Below are 16,123 nucleotides of genomic sequence, written 5' to 3' on the forward strand. Positions count from 1 at the left end.
CTTCAACGTCGAAGGTAACGGCCGGCGCCTTTGACCGACAGGGTAATGGCGATCCCGCGACCGTCAAGGTCGCGACCGTGGTTTGGCTCAGCGGATGTTGAAGCGCAGCGGCACGGTGAAGGTCGATTGCGGGATGAAGTCCGGAATGGGCGGCAGGGACGAACCGGGGCTCGCCGCAGCAAGCGCAGCCTGATCCAGCGCCGGATGGCCTGCACCCCGCACCAAGGACGCGCTGACGATTCGACCGGACCGATCCATGGTGAAGCGCACGGTTGCAACGCCCGTCACGCCCTGGCTGCGCGCGACGTCCGGATAGCGCAGGCGATTGCGCAGCGAGGCCACGAGGCTGGCCAGGTAGCGATTGCGTGCGGTCGGATCCGCGGAGGCCGCCTGGCCGCCCGTATCCTCGCGCGAGGCTGAAGCCTGGCCCTGGCGGGCATCGGAGGGAAGCGGCTTCGGTTCCGCAACGGTTCGGCGCGGAGGAGGCTTGCGCTCCACCGGCTTCGGCAGGGGCTTCTTCTCCGGCTTGGGCGGCGCAGGCGTCTCGAGCGGCTTGGCGACCACCGTGTCGGGGGGCGGCAGGATGACGGCCTCGGTCCGCGCGGTCTCCTGTTCGACCGGAACCGCTTCCACCGGAACCGCTTCGGTCGCGTCCTGAGGCTGGGCTTCGGCGATTTCCTCGGGCGGCGGCTCCTCGACGCTTTCCGTCTCGACCGGCAGGGCTTCGGTTTCGGCGGGAGGCACCTCCTGGGAATGTTCGAGCGATGGCGCGACCAACACGAGTTCTTCCATGGCGGGCGCGAGATCGATCGTGATCTCCTGCTCCCCGGGCGGCTTCTCCGCATCGGATGGCCACAGAGTCACGGCGGTCAGCGCCGCCCCGTGCAGCAGGAGCGCCGCGAGAAAGGCGATCCCGAGCCGGTTCGGCTCCTGCATCGGTCTGAGAATGTGTGCGGACATCGGGCTTGCTGCGGATCCTAGGGAGACGGTGATCCGCTCGGGGCCTGCGCGATCAAGGATACTTTGCTGAAGCCCGCGGCGTTGATCTGGCCCATGATCTCGATGATGCGCCCATAAGGAACGGCCTTGTCGCCACGGACGAGGACGACCTGGCTCGGATCCACGCCGGCGAGCTGCCGCAGGCGCGGCATCATGGTCTCGGGAGCGAGCGGCTCCTTGTCGAGGAACGGCTGGCCCTGCGCGTCGATGGTGACCACGACCGGCTGCTTCGGCTGCGACACCTTCGGGGCTGCCGTCTTCGGCAGCTGCACGGGCACGCCGACGGTCATCAGCGGTGCCGCCACCATGAAGATGATGAGCAGAACGAGCATCACATCCACCAGCGGCGTGACGTTGATCTCCGACAGGGGAGCGGACCCGAACTCGTCGTCCGTATCCTGCGCCCGGATTGGCCCCATGCCCATTATTCGGCAGCCTCCGCCCGAACGTGGGACTTGCGGTCGCGGGCGAGCCGGTCGCCGAGCGCCGTGATGCCGGCCGCGAAGGATTGCTGCAGGCGTCCGAGATCGGTCGTCAGTTTGTTGTAGGCCATGACGGCCGGAATGGCGGCCACGAGACCGATGGCGGTTGCAAACAACGCCTCGGCGATGCCCGGCGCCACGACGGAGAGGCTCGTGTCCTGGCTGGCGGCGATGGCCGAGAAGGAGTTCATGATGCCCCAGACCGTTCCGAACAGGCCGATGAACGGTGCCGCGGAGCCGATCGTGGCGAGGAACGGCAATCCAACCTGAAGCTGGCGCATGTCGACGGACAGGGCAGCCCGCATGGCCCGTTCGATGCGCTCCCGCCGGTCGGCGCGGCTCTCGGAGACGTCCTGATCGCGCCACGCCTCGTGACCGGCCGCGACGATCCGGCCCGTCGCCCCGGGCATCTGCGGATGAAGCCTATCACCCGAGCGCGCCGCAGCTTCGAAAGCGCGGGCCTGACGACGGATGCTTCCGAAGCGAAGGAGCTTCTCGATGACGATGGTCCAGCAGCCGAGGGAGGCCAGGACGAGCAGGATCATGACGCTTTTGACGATCGGATCGGCTTGCAGAAACAGGCCGAGGAAGGACATGTCATGCGTTGCGGCAGGCATGATCTCATTCATGAGGGCAATCTCACTTCACGAAGGATACGGCGTCGATCTTGGAGGCCGTCTCGATTCCGGACAGGCATTCCTCGCGCGCGCTGGTCGCGCCTTCGCAGGTCAGGACGTCGTTGAGCAGAACACGTCCGAAGCGCGAACAGGTCAGTCCCGGAAAGTCGAAGAGCTTGATGAGGGTTTTGCGGCGAGGCACCGGACCCACTTCCACCGCCAGCCTCTTGGCTGCCACGCCATCCGTATCCAGCGCGAAGAGATCGAGCTTCAGAGATTTCCAGCCCTCGCCCTTTTGATTGTCGATGAGAAAGTAGGTCCGGCAGTTCTCCCCCGATGCTTCGATCTTGTTCAACTCGATCCGCAAGGGGCTTGAAGCCGACGCATTGTCCTGGGCGAGCGCCATCCCGCTGAAAGGCAGGAGCAGAGCCAAGCAGGCGAAGACGCTTCCTGCTGCAAACCCAGGCTCATTCCATGTGCTCATGCCCATGAACTCATTCTCCTCATGCTGGCGAGCGACCGCCGGACGTGATGCGCAGCTCCGGATCCTTCAGCGAAAGAGCTGAACGAACGCACTTGCCTTCGGCAGATCGAACGAGTGCCCGAGACCGGGAGAATTCCCGCAGGGGCGTCCGATGAGATATCTGAAAGAATTGAGATTGATCAAGGGCTTAGCCAAAAATCAGAGGTGTTCTAAAACACCCGCTACAGCCTTGAGATCGGGGTGGTATTCGCTTCCTTAAAAGTGCTTCAAAGTAATTTTCTTCCGATTTGCCGCGCCATTCGGCGGTTGGCGGGACCTTGGCCCGGCTTCATCTTAGGCGGCCGCCCGCCGCACGAAGCTCGGCCGTTTTCGTTTGGATTTCACGAAAAGACCATTTTGCATGAAGAAGAGGAAGAAGAGAGAGCATGCCCTTGATTCAGGAGAACCTGCTTGAGCTTCAACGGTCACGACAAGCCCTTTCCCACCTGGTATCCCTATGCATTCGTGGGTGCGCTGGCAGCGATTGGCGCGGCGTTCTACGTGCTCGGCTAAGCCCACCCGATTATCGATTGGCCGTCCCTTGCTGCCGATGGCGATGCTCGACGTCCTAAAAACGGCCGATGCGCGTAGTTCGACTGCATGCCGGGATGGGGCGGCACGGGCTCCAGCACTGCATCCCAAAGCGAAGCGAGGCGGTACATCCGCGCCCCGTTCGCATTTGGGAGAGTGTCGATCCGGCGAGGGATCAGCGGGAAGATCATCGCCCGGTGATGGTTAACAACGGGTTAACGGGCCTCCCGAGGAACGATGTGTCGCACTCGCCGCCCGTCCGGGATCATCGGACGGTCGGCGCTGCGCTTACATCGTTGCGCCGACCTGCCACGGGACGAACTCGAGATCGCCGTAGCCGAGATCCTCCGACTTCGTGTGCTCCCCGGAGGCGACCCGGAGCAGGATCTCGAAGATTTCCTGGCCCTTCGTTTCCAGGGACACGCCGTCGAGAACATCGCCGCAATTGATGTCCATGTCGTCGAGCATGCGACGGTAGATGTCGGAATTGGTGGCGAGCTTCAGGGACGGCACGGGCTTGCAGCCGAATGCCGAGCCGCGGCCGGTCGTGAAGGCGATCAGGTTCGCGCCGCCGGCCACTTGGCCGGTCGCCGCAACAGGATCATAGCCGGGCGTATCCATGTAGACGAAGCCGTGGTCCTTCACGGGTTCGGCGTATTCGTAGACAGCCCGAAGGGTCGAGCGTCCGCCCTTCGCGGCGGCGCCCAGGGATTTCTCAAGGATCGTCGTCAATCCGCCGGCCTTGTTGCCGGGTGAGGGATTGTTGTTCATCTCGCCGCCGTTGCGGGCCGTGTAATCCTCCCACCATCTGATCCGCGACACGAGCTTCTCGCCGATGTCCGGGGTGGCGGCCCGCCGGGTCAGAAGATGCTCAGCACCGTAGATTTCAGGGGTTTCCGACAGGATCGACGTTCCGCCATGACGGACCAGCAGATCGGACGCGACACCCAGCGCCGGGTTGGCGGTGAGGGCTGAATAGCCGTCGGAACCGCCGCATTGAAGGGCCAGCACCAGTTCCGATGCGGGGCGCGTCTCCCGCTGAGCCCGAGCGACGATCGGGAGCATGTCCTTCACGGCCTCGACGATGGCCTGCACGGTGCGCCTCGTGCCGCCCGTCTCCTGAATGGTGAGGGTGCGGAAGGTTTCGCTTTCTGTAAGGCCGTATTCCTGCTTCATCCTGCCGATCTGAAACACCTCGCAGCCGAGACCGACCATGATGACGCCGGCGAAGTTGGGGTGGCTGGCATAACCCCATTGCGTACGACGCAGGATGTCGAACCCTTCGCCGTAGGCGGCGTGGCCGCAACCCGTCCCGTGAACGATCGCAACGACGCCGTCGATGCCGGGATAGTCGCGAAGAAGACCTGAGCGCTCGACTTCGGCGGCTGCGAAGCGTGCGACGGACGCGGAGCAATTCACCGATGTCAGAATGCCGATATAGTTCCGCGTGCCCGTTCGACCGGACGCGCGGCGGTACCCCTGGAAGGTGGCGCGCAGTCCGGGCGCAAGCAGATCGTCTTCCCGGGCATCTGCGCTGAAGGCGTAGTCCCGCTCGAAGTCGTGCAGACCGACATTGTGCTCGTGCACCCATTCGCCGGGCGCGATGTGGGTCTTGGCGAAGCCGATGATCTGGCCGAACTTGCGGATCGGCTCGCCTTCCCGGATCGGCTGCGCGGCCATCTTGTGGCCGCGCAGGATACGTTCGCGGGCCGTCAGTCCAGCCGCGCTCGCGCCCTGGTTCACGAGGTCGATGGCGATGACCACATTGTCATCGGGCGAGAGGCGGATGGTGCGGGGAGTGCTCATGAGTATCTCAATAATCGGTTAGGAATGTCTATCGAACGATCCACTATCGTCCCAAACCCATTTTCTGCGGGAGCCAAAGCGTCAGTTCCGGAATATAGGTGATCGCGATCAGCGCGAGCATCAAGGGGACGAGCCAGGGAAGGATCGCCACCGTGGTGCGCTCGACCGACAACCTGGAGACCCGCGCCAGAACGAAGAGCACCATGCCGAGAGGCGGATGGAGCAGGCCGATCATCAGATTGAGCGTCATGATAAGGCCGAAATGGATCGGGTCGATGCCAAGCTTGAGCACGATCGGCAGTAGGATCGGAACAAGGATCGTGATCGCCGCGATGGTGTCGATAAAGCAGCCGACGAACAGGATGAGGATGTTGGCAAGCAGCAGGAACACCCACTTGTTCTGCGTGAAGCCCAGGATCGCATCCGAGAGGATCTGCGCCGCCTGGCTGACCGTCAGAAGCCATGCGAAGATCGACGCCGCCGTGACGATGAAGAGAACCGATGCTGTCGTTTCGATGGTGTCGAAGGTCGCTTTGGCCAGGCTCCTGAACGTCATGGAGCGATAGCGGACGAGGCCCAAGAACAGCGACCAGATGACGGCAGCGACAGCCGCCTCCGTCGGGGTGAAAAGGCCGAGCGTCATGCCGCCGATCAGGATGACCGGCGCCATCAGGGCCATCACGGCCGAGAAGTCGAAATACCAGTCGAGGGCGAGCAGGACAGCGAGGGCGATCCCAATGGAGACGTTGGCGGAAAGTCCGGCCTGGATCATCAGCCAGACGGCGACCGGAAAGGCCAGAACGATGACGACCTCGATGGTGGCATTGCCCAGTTGAGCCCATGAGAAGGGAGTATCTGCGCCCCATCCGTTCCGATAGGCGAAGTAGGCTACGGTCCCCATCATCAGCAGGGTCATCACGATGCCCGGAATGAGGCCTCCCAGGAAGAGGGCACCGATAGAGACATTGGCCATCATCCCGTAGATCACGAACGGCAAGGAAGGTGGGATGATCGGCCCGAGGGTCGCAGATGCCGCCGTGACGCCGACGGCGAACTCCGTCGAATAGCCATGATCCTTCATGGCCTTGATCTCGATCGTGCCAAGGCCGGCCGCATCGGCGATGGCCGTCCCGGACATGCCCGAGAAGATCACCGATCCGATGATGTTCACTTGTCCGAGGCCGCCCTTCATCCACCCGACGAGGGCAACCGCAAACGAGTAGATGCGGCCCGTGACGCCGGCGATGTTCATGAGGTTGCCGGCCAGAATGAAGAACGGAACGGCCAGAAGCGGAAAGCTCTCGACGCCGGCAATCATGCGTTGCGCAACAATGACGTCCGGCACCGTGCCGCTGGCGAGGATATAGAGCAGGGACGCGACGGCCATGGAGATGGCCACGGGCAGGCCGAGGACCATCAGAACGAGGAAAGAACCGATCAGGATGAGCATTATGTTTCCGCCACCAAGGGTGCATCGAATGCTTCGGGCCGCTCGAGCACGGAATAGCCACGGCGCCAGTTGGCGACAGCAACCTGAACGGAGCGGAAGAACATCAGGACGAACCCGATGAAGACAAAGGCGTAGCTGAGGTTTTTCGGGAGAGCGATGGTCGTCATCTGCTCGTCGCCGATGATGCTCATGAAGCGCCAGACCAGGAGGGCGCCATAAGCGAAGAAGGCGACGCGGATGACGTCGATCAGGGTTGCCAGCACGCGGGCGAGACCGGGTGATAGATAGCGATAGAGGAAGTCGACCTGGATGTGGCGGCTCATGCGCACGCACATGGCCGACCCGATGAAGACGAGAGCGACCAGGAGATTGGTCGCGATCTCCTCCGTCCAGGCGAAGGAATCGTTCAGCACGTAGCGTGTGAAGAATTGAACGAAAACCGCGAGCGACATCGCCCAGAACAGGGCTAAAGACAGCCAGTCCTCGAAGGCATAGCCCGATAGATCGACCGGTGCGTGCTCGCTCTCGTCGAAAGTCTGCGCCAGCTCCTCGGCGCTGACCTGGGTGTGAACCTCAGTCGTCATGTCTCAGTGAGCCTCGTTCCTGGAGGTCAGAAGTGATCCCTGCCGGGGCGGGCGGTGGGATCCTTGAACGGCGGAAAGGCGGGCCGCCGGAGACGGCCCGCCCGAAACCTCAAAGACCTTCCGACTTCAAGGCCTGGATCTTGTCGTAGTCGGCCTTGCGATAGCCCAAGGATTCCAGGGTGACGTTCTTCATCACGGCTTCCTTGAACTCGTCCTTGTTGACCTCGGTGATCGTCAAACCCTTCTGCTTGAAAGTCTCGATCAGTTCCTTCTCCTTCGCCTGGATTTCCCCCGAGGCGCGGACGGCCGCTTCCTGGGCGACTGTAGCGAAGATCTTCTTGTCCTCGTCCGAGAGCTTTGCCCAGAGCTGCTTGGAGACGATCGTCGCAAGATGATCGACGATATGGCCGGTCAGCACGATGTTCTTCTGGACCTCGTAGAACTTCTTCGCCTCGATCGTCGTCAGCGGGTTCTCCTGCGCGTCGACCGTGCCGTTCTGAAGGGCCAGGTAGACCTCCGCGAAGGCGATGGGCGAAGTATTGGCGCCGCAGGAGCGCGGCATGGCCAAGTAGGCGGGGGCATCGGGCACGCGGATCTTGAGACCCTTCATTTCGGCACAGGTCTTGAAGGGCTTGTTCGTGGAACTGTGGCGCACGCCATAATAGGTGAGGGCCAGCATCTGGTGCCCTGTCTTTTCAGCGTAGCCGGCGCTGAGCTCCTTGAAGACGTCGCTCTTCGCGAAGGCGAGCAGGTGGGCGGAGTCGCGGAAGATGTAGGGATAATACCCAATGCCGATCGGCGGATAGCTGCGTGCGGCGAAGCTTGGACCGGAGATGATCATGTCGACCGTGCCGAGCGACAGGCCCTGATTGATGTCGCTCTCCTTGCCGAGCTGCGATGCTGGATAGACGTCGATCTGATAGCGGTTGTTGGTGCGCTTCGCGATCTCCTGTGCCGCCCACACCGACTGGGTGTGGAAGGGCTCCGAGGTTTCGTAGACGTGAGCCCATTTCAGCTTCGTCTGGGCATTCGCCGGCAAGGTGGGAAGAATGGCGGCTGCGGCTGCGACGAGGCCGAACGCAAGGCGGCGGGTCAGAAATGGCATAGGCGTTTCTCCGAATGCCGGCTCTGTGGCCGGTTGAAACATGATCACGAGCGGTGCCGCTCGTAGGAGCTATCCGACGAGACGGTGGCGTCCGCTCAACGGTTCGGCTAACATGTTAGGCAAATGGACGCCGTGGACAAGAGAAAAAGTTATGTTTTCCTTGCTCCCCTCGAGCGAGGGAGCCGAGGCCATACGACGGATCTGGTGGAGCGCTCCTTGCGCTCGGCCATCGTGGCGCTCGACTTCGCCCCTGGCGAGTTCATCGACAAAGGTGCCGTCTGCAGCGCGCTCAGGGTGTCCCGGTTCCCGGTTTCGGAGGCGCTGACACGCCTGGCCGCGGAGGGGCTCGTCGAGATCCTGCCTCAGCGCGGGTCGAGAGCGGCGCGCATCCGTCTGGCGGAAATCAGGGAATCCATGCTGATCCGTCAGGCTCTGGAAGGCATGGTGGCGGAGAATGCCGCACGGCATCTGTCCTGTCATGACATCGAGGCCCTGCGCGGCAACCTGGAGGCGCAGCAGGAGGCCGTCTTGAGGGGAGATCGTCCGGGCTTCCACGTGCTGGATCTCGAATTCCATACGATTCTCGTCGAAGGGCTCAAGCTGCCGCGGGTGGCCGCCGTGATCGACGCCTCCCGGGCGAACATCGATCGTGTGCGCCGTCTTCTCTCCTCGCCCCGCCGGCATATCGTGACCCTTGCCGAACATTGGGAAATTTTCCGGGCTCTCGAGGCCCACGATGCGCCGGCCGCGCGCCGGGCCATGGAGGCGCACCTGGAGGCCGTCGTTGAGGAGTTGGGCCGATTCTCCGTCGAGCACGCGGAGGTGTTCGTGGAGGCTTGAAACCGTCTCGCAGTCCAAGGTGCCGATCCGGTGCCTGCGACCTGCCGCGGACACGCAGCCGGTCCTGCTCCGGGCGCCACTTCACCGGCAACGCTCTGCGGTATATAAGGGGCAGATTGCTTGCTCGATGCCCGACGAAGGGGCCAGGACGATCGTTCCGCAACCCGAGGCCCGATGGCCTTCCGTCCGCTGGTGGATGCCTGCGACCAGCGCCGCACCGCGTGCCGACTACAGGTTTGCGGCGACGCCGTCCGTTTTCGCCTCAAGGAGTGGAAGCCATGAGCACAGCGGCTTATCCGCAAGCAGGACCGGATCGCTCGGCTGGTCCACCGCAGGTCGAGGCGTTCTTCGATCAACGGACCTGCAGCATCCAGTATATCGTGGCCGATCCTGCAACGGGACGCTGCGCTCTCGTCGATCCCGTTCTCGACTATGACGAGAAGTCGGGATCGATCGCGACCGCGTCGGCCGATGCACTGCTGGCTCACGTGAGCGAGAAGGGCCTCACCGTCGATTGGATCCTCGATACGCATCCCCATGCAGATCACATGTCGGCCGCGGGCTATCTCAAGGACAGGACAGGGGCAAGGACGGCCATCGGAGAGCGGATCGTCGACGTGCAGCGGCTCTGGAAGGAGATCTACAACCTGAAGGAGTTTGCGGCCGACGGCTCGCAATGGGATCGCCTGCTCGCCGACGACGAGGTCTTTCAGATCGGAGACATGGATGCGCGAGTGATGTTCTCTCCAGGTCACACCCTCGCATCCATCACCTATGTCGTCGGGGATGCCGCCTTCATCCACGATACGCTCTTCATGCCGGATTTCGGCACGGCCCGGTGCGACTTCCCCGGCGGGGATGCAAGAGCCTTATGGCACACCATCCGGCGCATCCTGTCGCTGCCGGACGAGACCCGCCTGTTCTCGGGCCACGATTACAGCCCGGGAGGCCGGGACCCTGCCTGGGAAAGCACCGTCGCCAGCCAAAAGGCTTCCAACATCCACCTCGTCCGGGCTCGCACGGAGGACGCGTTCGTCGCCATGCGCCAGGCACGGGATGCCAAGCTGCCGATGCCGAAGCTGATCCTGCATGCCCTGCAGGTGAACATGGCAGGAGGACGGCTGCCGGCCCCCGAGAGCAATGGAATGCGCTATCTCAAGATTCCGCTCGATGGGCTTGCCGATGCCGTCTGGGAGTGACTTCGCCCCGTAGGCGGCGGAATGGCCACGGCCCGGAGTAGATCCGTTCCGGTCTGACGGCCTCCACTCGAGATCTGCGCTCTTCGCACGCCCGTCCCGGTGCTATAATGGGTTTCGCCCTGTAACGTTCTGACAAGAGCGCAAGCCTCCAGAACCGACCGGTGTCATCCGAGGGGGCCGAGGGAGCGCCGTCATGCTGCCGCAGAACGATCCTGCGCCTGTCCAGGCCCTGCGCCCGCCCGTCGAGGCGCCAGCTTTTCCCAGCACCTCCAGCGAGTTCGTCACCGTTATGGCGCATTACCACCGCGCCGAGATCGCCCGCATGGCCGGGTGGCGCGATCGGATCGACCGAACGACCAACTGGGCCATTACCGTGGTGGCCGCCATGCTGTCGGTCTCGCTCTCCACGCCAACGGCCCACCATGGGGTGCTGATCTTCGCCATGGTGCTTGTCCTGCTGCTCCTGGTGATCGAGGCGCGCCGCTATCGCTTCTTCGACGTCTATCGCAATCGCGTGCGCCGGATGGAGCGCAACTACTTCGCCCAGATCTTCTCGCCCGAGGAGGGAACCACGGCCGACTGGGTCCAGAAGCTGGGCGACGACCTCAGGCGCCCCCTGTTCCTGACGAGCACCAGCCAAGCCCTCTCACGCCGCCTCCGCCGGAATTACTGCTGGATGTTCCTGATCCTGCTGTTCGCCTGGATCGTCAAAACCACCTTCATCAGAATGCAGGAAAATGCCGTCGACGCCCACCTCGTCACGTCGATGGAAGAATGGGTCCGGAATGCGGCGATCGGGCCGGTTCCCGGATGGGCGGTGATCGCCGCTCTGGCGATCTTCTATGGCTGGATTCTCTACGCCACGTTGCGCAAGCAGACAGGGGAAGGAGAGCTGGCCTTCGGCAACGTTCATGTCTGAGGCCCAGTTCATGTCTGAGACCCAAGGCTCGACGAGGAGTGGAGAAGATTGGATGTGCCGAAAGCGGAGTTCGGGAGTATAATGTTCCCGGGGCATCGGCTCGCAGGCTGACCGAGGTGGTTGCCATGAAGGCCATTCTGGTTCCGGTTGAGCAGCACAGCTTCATTCGCTCGGTCCTTGACGCCGCCCTCCTGGTGGCCGGCCGCTTCGGGAGCCATGTGGAAGGCCTGGCGCTCGGTCCCGACATTCCTGACGTCATCGCGTTCGATGTCCCGGTCGGATGGACGATCCTGAGCGAAAAGGAGCAGCGTGAGCTGGTGGAGCGCGCGCGCCACCTTTTCGAGGAGTTCATGCTCTCCTGCGCGGTGCCACGAAAGACGGAGGTGCCGGAGGAGGCCTCCTGTGGATGGATCGGCCCGCAGCTGTTTGGAGACAGCTACATCGGGAATTTCGGCAGGGTGTTCGATCTGATCGTCCTTGGTCGCCCGGGGGCAAGCGACGAGCCGCCGCGACTGGCTACCCTCGAGGCTGCCCTGTTCGAGGGAGGGCGGCCGGTGCTGATGGTTCCGCCCTCGACTCCGGCATCAATCGGCGAGACCATCGTGATTGCCTGGAACGGCAGTACGGAGACGGCTCGAACCGTGGCGCTCGCAATGCCTCTTCTGGCGAAGGCCGATCGCGTCGTCGTTCTGACCCTGGACGGATGGGGCGTGGATGGGCCGAGCGGCGCGGAACTGGCGCTTCGCCTCCAGCGGAACGGCGTCCGGGCCGAGACGGCGGCACGCAGGCTGAACACGCGCGCTCCCGGCGAAGCCATCCTGGAGGACGCGGCCTCGTTCCATGCGGACCTGCTCGTCAAGGGAGCCTATACCCAGAGCCGCCTCAGGCAGATGATTTTCGGCGGAGCCACCAGCCATATCATTGCCCACGCGGGTTTGCCGGTCCTGATGGCCCATTAGCGGGGCCATGGTCGCCTGCAGCGATCGACGGCGGTCGTCGTCGCGGGAGTTGTCCAGAATGGCTCCCTTGCGTTTGGGGTTGTGCTCGTCTGCGAAAGATGGAGGCATTCATGTATGTCGTCATCCGGAAATTCAGGAACATGCGCTCCGTGCCCGAAGCAGCTCGACGCGCCGAGAGCGGGATCGGCCAGATCCTGCGGCAGTCTCCTGGCTTTCAGCAGTATCATGTCTTCGATTGCGGCAACGGCATCGGCGGCTCGGTGACGCTGTTCGACAGCCGCGAGGCCGCGCTTGCGGCCAATGAGAAGGCTCTGACGTGGATCCATGCGAGTCTGGCCGATCTGATTCAAGGCGAGCCTGAAATCACGGCGGGCGAAGTTCTGGCGACCGTGAAGCCGTAACGGCCCGGCAGATTGGTCGGCGCTTCCGGAGCCTGTCGATAACCGGTCTCACCCTCTTTTGAAACGGCTCAGCCTATGGCCGAATGGTGTTTCGTTCCTAGTTCTCTCGGGAGGAGAACGAAAGACCATGACCGATTACGGACCGCTGACCCTTCACGTGCCCGAACCAGCCGTTCGACCCGGGGGGACACCCGACTTCTCGAATGTGAGGATCCCGAAAGCCGGCGCCGTCCCCCGGCCCGAGATCGACGTGGATCCGGAATCCATCCGCGATCTCGCCTTCTCCATCATCAGGGTCCTCAATCGCGCCGGAGAGGCGGTCGGCCCCTGGGCCGGGCTCCTGAGCGACGAGGAACTCATCGAGGGCATGCGCAACATGATGACGCTGCGCACCTTCGATGCCCGCATGCTGATCGCCCAGAGGCAGGGAAAGACATCCTTCTACATGCAGCATCTGGGCGAGGAGGCCATCAGCTCTGCCTTCCGCAAGGCGCTCCTGCCGGGGGACATGAACTTTCCGACCTATCGGCAGGCAGGCCTCCTGATCGCGGGCGGCTACTCGATGGTCGACATGATGTGTCAGGTCTATTCGAATTCCCGCGATCCCCTGAAGGGACGCCAGTTGCCCGTCATGTACTCCTCCAAGGAGCACGGGTTCTTCACGATCTCGGGCAATCTGGCCACGCAGTACGTTCAGGCGGTCGGCTGGGCGATGGCCTCGGCCATCCAGAACGATACCAAGATCGCCGCGGCCTGGATCGGCGACGGCTCGACGGCGGAGTCGGACTTCCATGCGGCGCTCGTCTTCGCGTCCACCTACAAGGCCCCAGTCATCCTCAACATCGTCAACAATCAATGGGCGATCTCCACCTTCCAGGGCATCGCCCGGGGTGGGGCGGGGACGTTCGCCGCCCGTGGCCTGGGTTTCGGCATTCCGTCTCTTCGGGTCGACGGCAACGATTATCTCGCCGTCTATGCGGTGGCGAAATGGGCCGCCGAGCGGGCGCGGCGCAATCTCGGCCCGACGCTCGTCGAATACGTCACCTATCGGGTCGGCGCCCACTCGACGTCCGACGATCCCTCGGCCTATCGTCCCAAGACGGAGTCCGATGCCTGGCCCCTCGGCGATCCGGTCATCCGGCTGAAAAACCATCTGATCCTGCGCGGGGCCTGGTCGGAGGAGCGCCACAAGCAGGCGGAGGCCGAGATCCTCGACACGGTGATCACCGCGCAGAAGGAAGCAGAGAGCTACGGCACGCTCCACGCCGGCGCCAAGCCCTCGGCGCGCGAGATGTTCGATGGCGTCTATGCCGAGATGCCGCCGCATCTGCGCCGTCAGCGCCAGCAGGCAGGAGTCTGAGCCATGGCGCGCATGACGATGATCGAAGCCATCCGCGACGCGATGGACGTGATGATGGCGCGCGATGAGCGCGTGGTCGTCTTCGGCGAGGATGTCGGCTATTTCGGCGGCGTCTTCCGCTGCACCGCCGGGCTCCAGCAGAAATACGGGAAGACGCGCTGCTTCGACGCGCCGATCAGCGAGGCCGGCATCGTCGGAACGGCGATCGGCATGGCGACCTACGGCCTGCATCCGTGCATCGAAATCCAATTCGCCGATTACATGTATCCGGCCTATGACCAGATCGTGTCCGAGGCGGCCCGGCTGCGCTATCGCTCGAATGGCGAATTCACCTGTCCGCTGGTGATCCGCATGCCGACCGGCGGCGGCATTTTCGGCGGACAGACCCACAGCCAGAGCCCCGAAGCCCTGTTCACCCACGTGGCGGGGTTGAAGACAGTGGTGCCGTCCAATCCCTATGACGCCAAGGGCCTTCTCATCGCGGCCATCGAGGATCCGGACCCGGTGATCTTCCTGGAGCCGAAACGTCTCTACAACGGCCCTTTCGACGGTCACCACGACCGTCCTGTGACGCCATGGTCGAAGCACGACCTGAGCGAAGTCCCGAGCGGCCATTTCAGCCTGCCGCTCGGCAAGGCTTCCATCGTGCGCGAAGGCGCCACCGTCACCGTGCTGGCCTATGGAACAATGGTCTATGTGGCGCAGGCCGCTGCCGCCGAGGCCGGGATCGATGCGGAAATCATCGATTTGCGGACGCTGATCCCGCTCGACATGGAAACGATCGCGGCATCCGTCCGGAAGACGGGCCGCTGCGTGGTGGTCCACGAGGCGACGCTGACGTCCGGCTTCGGAGCAGAGCTGGCAGCTCTCGTTCAGGAGGCCTGCTTCTTCCATCTGGAGGCTCCCGTCGCGCGGGTCACCGGGTGGGACACGCCTTACCCGCATGCTCAGGAATGGGATTACTTCCCGGGGCCGGCCCGTGTCGGACGCGCCCTCGTCGAGACGATGGAGGCCTGACATGGGCGAGCACCTGATCAAAATGCCCGATGTCGGCGAAGGGATCGCCGAGGCCGAACTCGTCGAGTGGCACGTCAAGGTCGGCGACCTCGTCCGCGAGGATGCCGTGCTCGCGGCGGTGATGACCGACAAGGCCACTGTGGAAATTCCCTCTCCCGTTGACGGCGAGGTGTTGTGGCTCGGAGCCGAGATCGGCGATGTGGTCGCCATCGGTTCCCCTCTGATCCGCTTGAAGGTCGAGGGGGAGGAGCGCGCGTCTTCCGAGAGCAGCCCGCCGGAGAAGGCCGCCGAGGCGCCCGCTCGGACTGGGGAGATCGAAGCCCAGGCAGACGGCGCCGTCAAAGTTCCGGAAGCCATCGTCGAACGGCAGGCTCGCAGCACGCCGCCACAACCGGTGGAACGGCCGCCGGCACCGCCGGCGAGGATGCATCGCGCCCCGGCGATGCGCCCCGAGGGCGAGAGGCCGGTCGCATCGCCGGCCGTCCGGTTGCGCGCGAGCGAGGCTGGCGTCGATCTCCGGCAGGTTCCGGGTTCCGGTCCTGCGGGTCGGATCACCCATGAGGATCTCGATGCCTTCCTGACCCATGGCCGTCAGGTTTCCAAGGCACCGGGGCTCGCGCAGAACACGGGCGTCGAGCACATCAAGGTCATTGGGCTGCGGCGCAAGATCGCCGAGAAGATGGCGCTTGCGAAATCGCGCATCCCGCACATCACCTATGTGGAAGAGGTCGACGTGACGGCGCTCGAGGATCTGCGATCTTCGCTCAATGCGAACCGGCGGGGTGACCGGCCGAAGCTGACCCTTCTTCCCTTCCTGATGCGCGCGATGGTCAAGGCCATTGCCGAGCAGCCGCATCTGAATGCTATCTACGACGACGACGCGGGCGTCGTCCACCAGCATGGCGGCGTGCATATCGGCATTGCGACGCAGACAGGTTCCGGCCTCATGGTGCCGGTGGTGAAGCATGCGGAAGCCCGCGATCTCTGGGATTGCGCCACCGAGCTGAACCGTCTGGCCGAGGCGGCGAAGTCGGGCCTCGCGAGCCGTGAGGAGCTGAGCGGATCGACGATCACCATCACGTCGCTCGGCGCCATGGGTGGGATCGTCACGACGCCGGTGATCAATTATCCGGAGGTCGCGATCGTAGGGGTCAACAAGATGGTGGTGCGGCCGGTCTGGGATGGCTCCACCTTCATTCCCCGCAAAATGATGAACCTGTCCTCCAGCTTCGATCACCGGATCATCGATGGCTGGGACGCGGCCGTTTTCGTGCAGCGCATCAAGGCGCTTCTGGAGACGCCCGCCATGATCTTCGTGGAGACCTGAGACC

The 16,123-nt window shown here is 63.6% G+C and carries 16 protein-coding genes; 8 read left to right on the forward strand and 8 right to left on the reverse strand.

Annotation, left to right across the window (positions count from 1 at the left end):
* Positions 1–87 precede the first annotated feature (87 nt).
* The 8 genes from HPT29_RS04100 to HPT29_RS04135 all read right to left on the reverse strand — a co-directional run bounded on the left by HPT29_RS04100 (position 88) and on the right by HPT29_RS04135 (position 8,097).
* The gene (locus HPT29_RS04100; RefSeq protein ID WP_173950120.1) at positions 88–960 is read right to left on the reverse strand and encodes a TonB family protein; all 873 of its coding nucleotides are present in this window, start codon (positions 958–960) and stop codon (positions 88–90) included.
* Positions 961–977: 17 nt separating this feature from the next.
* Positions 978–1,424, reverse strand: a complete 447-nt coding sequence (locus tag HPT29_RS04105) for an ExbD/TolR family protein (protein ID WP_173950121.1) — start codon at positions 1,422–1,424, stop codon at positions 978–980.
* Positions 1,424–2,110 carry a MotA/TolQ/ExbB proton channel family protein gene (locus HPT29_RS04110; RefSeq protein WP_173950122.1) on the reverse strand — a complete coding sequence of 229 codons (687 nt, stop codon included), beginning with the start codon at positions 2,108–2,110 and terminating at the stop codon, positions 1,424–1,426. The genes HPT29_RS04105 and HPT29_RS04110 overlap by 1 nt, the downstream gene beginning before the upstream one ends.
* A gap of 10 nt (positions 2,111–2,120) precedes the next feature.
* On the reverse strand, positions 2,121–2,582 hold the full coding sequence (locus HPT29_RS04115) for a Tat pathway signal protein (protein ID WP_247654763.1): 462 nt from the start codon (positions 2,580–2,582) through the stop codon (positions 2,121–2,123).
* An 858-nt stretch (positions 2,583–3,440) separates the two neighbouring features.
* Positions 3,441–4,958 (reverse strand): UxaA family hydrolase, encoded by a 1,518-nt coding sequence (locus tag HPT29_RS04120; RefSeq protein ID WP_173950124.1) that lies wholly within the window; start codon positions 4,956–4,958, stop codon positions 3,441–3,443.
* 43 nt (positions 4,959–5,001) lie between these two features.
* A complete protein-coding gene (locus HPT29_RS04125; RefSeq protein WP_173950125.1) occupies positions 5,002–6,408 on the reverse strand; it encodes a TRAP transporter large permease in 1,407 nt (468 codons plus the stop codon).
* Positions 6,408–6,992: a TRAP transporter small permease gene (locus tag HPT29_RS04130; RefSeq protein WP_173950126.1), complete on the reverse strand. Its 585-nt coding sequence runs from the start codon at positions 6,990–6,992 to the stop codon at positions 6,408–6,410. The genes HPT29_RS04125 and HPT29_RS04130 overlap by 1 nt, the downstream gene beginning before the upstream one ends.
* Before the next feature lie 109 nt (positions 6,993–7,101).
* Positions 7,102–8,097: a sialic acid TRAP transporter substrate-binding protein SiaP gene (locus tag HPT29_RS04135; RefSeq protein ID WP_173950127.1), complete on the reverse strand. Its 996-nt coding sequence runs from the start codon at positions 8,095–8,097 to the stop codon at positions 7,102–7,104.
* A gap of 216 nt (positions 8,098–8,313) precedes the next feature.
* On the opposite strand from HPT29_RS04135, the gene HPT29_RS04140 reads away from it, so the two are divergent.
* The 8 genes from HPT29_RS04140 to HPT29_RS04175 all read left to right on the forward strand — a co-directional run bounded on the left by HPT29_RS04140 (position 8,314) and on the right by HPT29_RS04175 (position 16,119).
* On the forward strand, positions 8,314–8,937 hold the full coding sequence (locus HPT29_RS04140) for a GntR family transcriptional regulator (protein ID WP_173950128.1): 624 nt from the start codon (positions 8,314–8,316) through the stop codon (positions 8,935–8,937).
* Positions 8,938–9,215: 278 nt separating this feature from the next.
* Positions 9,216–10,136, forward strand: coding sequence for an MBL fold metallo-hydrolase (locus HPT29_RS04145; RefSeq protein ID WP_173950129.1), 921 nt, complete (start codon positions 9,216–9,218; stop codon positions 10,134–10,136).
* A gap of 193 nt (positions 10,137–10,329) precedes the next feature.
* Entirely contained in the window at positions 10,330–11,055 is a 726-nt protein-coding gene (locus HPT29_RS04150) for a DUF2270 domain-containing protein (protein WP_173950130.1), read from the forward strand.
* Between the two features lie 125 nt (positions 11,056–11,180).
* The gene (locus HPT29_RS04155) at positions 11,181–12,014 is read left to right on the forward strand and encodes a universal stress protein (RefSeq protein WP_210272467.1); all 834 of its coding nucleotides are present in this window, start codon (positions 11,181–11,183) and stop codon (positions 12,012–12,014) included.
* Positions 12,015–12,124: 110 nt separating this feature from the next.
* Positions 12,125–12,415, forward strand: a complete 291-nt coding sequence (locus HPT29_RS04160; protein WP_173950131.1) for a hypothetical protein — start codon at positions 12,125–12,127, stop codon at positions 12,413–12,415.
* Positions 12,416–12,542: 127 nt separating this feature from the next.
* Positions 12,543–13,775, forward strand: coding sequence for a 3-methyl-2-oxobutanoate dehydrogenase (2-methylpropanoyl-transferring) subunit alpha (locus HPT29_RS04165; RefSeq protein ID WP_173950132.1), 1,233 nt, complete (start codon positions 12,543–12,545; stop codon positions 13,773–13,775).
* 3 nt (positions 13,776–13,778) lie between these two features.
* Positions 13,779–14,792, forward strand: coding sequence for an alpha-ketoacid dehydrogenase subunit beta (locus tag HPT29_RS04170; protein ID WP_173950133.1), 1,014 nt, complete (start codon positions 13,779–13,781; stop codon positions 14,790–14,792).
* 1 nt (position 14,793) lies between these two features.
* Positions 14,794–16,119: a dihydrolipoamide acetyltransferase family protein gene (locus tag HPT29_RS04175; protein ID WP_173950134.1), complete on the forward strand. Its 1,326-nt coding sequence runs from the start codon at positions 14,794–14,796 to the stop codon at positions 16,117–16,119.
* Positions 16,120–16,123: the final 4 nt, after the last annotated feature.

It is taken from the genome of Microvirga terrae, from assembly GCF_013307435.2.
Classification (GTDB): domain Bacteria; phylum Pseudomonadota; class Alphaproteobacteria; order Rhizobiales; family Beijerinckiaceae; genus Microvirga; species Microvirga terrae.

Excerpts from the sequence above, each read along its gene's own strand:
- HPT29_RS04100 (WP_173950120.1), bottom strand. The coding sequence starts at position 960 with ATGTCCGCACACATTCTCAGACCGATGCAGGAGCCGAACCGGCTCGGG.
- HPT29_RS04105 (WP_173950121.1), bottom strand. The coding sequence starts at position 1,424 with ATGGGCATGGGGCCAATCCGGGCGCAGGATACGGACGACGAGTTCGGG.
- HPT29_RS04110 (WP_173950122.1), bottom strand. The coding sequence starts at position 2,110 with ATGAATGAGATCATGCCTGCCGCAACGCATGACATGTCCTTCCTCGGC.
- HPT29_RS04115 (WP_247654763.1), bottom strand. The coding sequence starts at position 2,582 with ATGAGCACATGGAATGAGCCTGGGTTTGCAGCAGGAAGCGTCTTCGCC.
- HPT29_RS04120 (WP_173950124.1), bottom strand. The coding sequence starts at position 4,958 with ATGAGCACTCCCCGCACCATCCGCCTCTCGCCCGATGACAATGTGGTC.
- HPT29_RS04125 (WP_173950125.1), bottom strand. The coding sequence starts at position 6,408 with ATGCTCATCCTGATCGGTTCTTTCCTCGTTCTGATGGTCCTCGGCCTG.
- HPT29_RS04130 (WP_173950126.1), bottom strand. The coding sequence starts at position 6,992 with ATGACGACTGAGGTTCACACCCAGGTCAGCGCCGAGGAGCTGGCGCAG.
- HPT29_RS04135 (WP_173950127.1), bottom strand. The coding sequence starts at position 8,097 with ATGCCATTTCTGACCCGCCGCCTTGCGTTCGGCCTCGTCGCAGCCGCA.
- HPT29_RS04145 (WP_173950129.1), top strand. The coding sequence starts at position 9,216 with ATGAGCACAGCGGCTTATCCGCAAGCAGGACCGGATCGCTCGGCTGGT.
- HPT29_RS04150 (WP_173950130.1), top strand. The coding sequence starts at position 10,330 with ATGCTGCCGCAGAACGATCCTGCGCCTGTCCAGGCCCTGCGCCCGCCC.
- HPT29_RS04155 (WP_210272467.1), top strand. The coding sequence starts at position 11,181 with ATGAAGGCCATTCTGGTTCCGGTTGAGCAGCACAGCTTCATTCGCTCG.
- HPT29_RS04160 (WP_173950131.1), top strand. The coding sequence starts at position 12,125 with ATGTATGTCGTCATCCGGAAATTCAGGAACATGCGCTCCGTGCCCGAA.
- HPT29_RS04165 (WP_173950132.1), top strand. The coding sequence starts at position 12,543 with ATGACCGATTACGGACCGCTGACCCTTCACGTGCCCGAACCAGCCGTT.
- HPT29_RS04170 (WP_173950133.1), top strand. The coding sequence starts at position 13,779 with ATGGCGCGCATGACGATGATCGAAGCCATCCGCGACGCGATGGACGTG.
- HPT29_RS04175 (WP_173950134.1), top strand. The coding sequence starts at position 14,794 with ATGGGCGAGCACCTGATCAAAATGCCCGATGTCGGCGAAGGGATCGCC.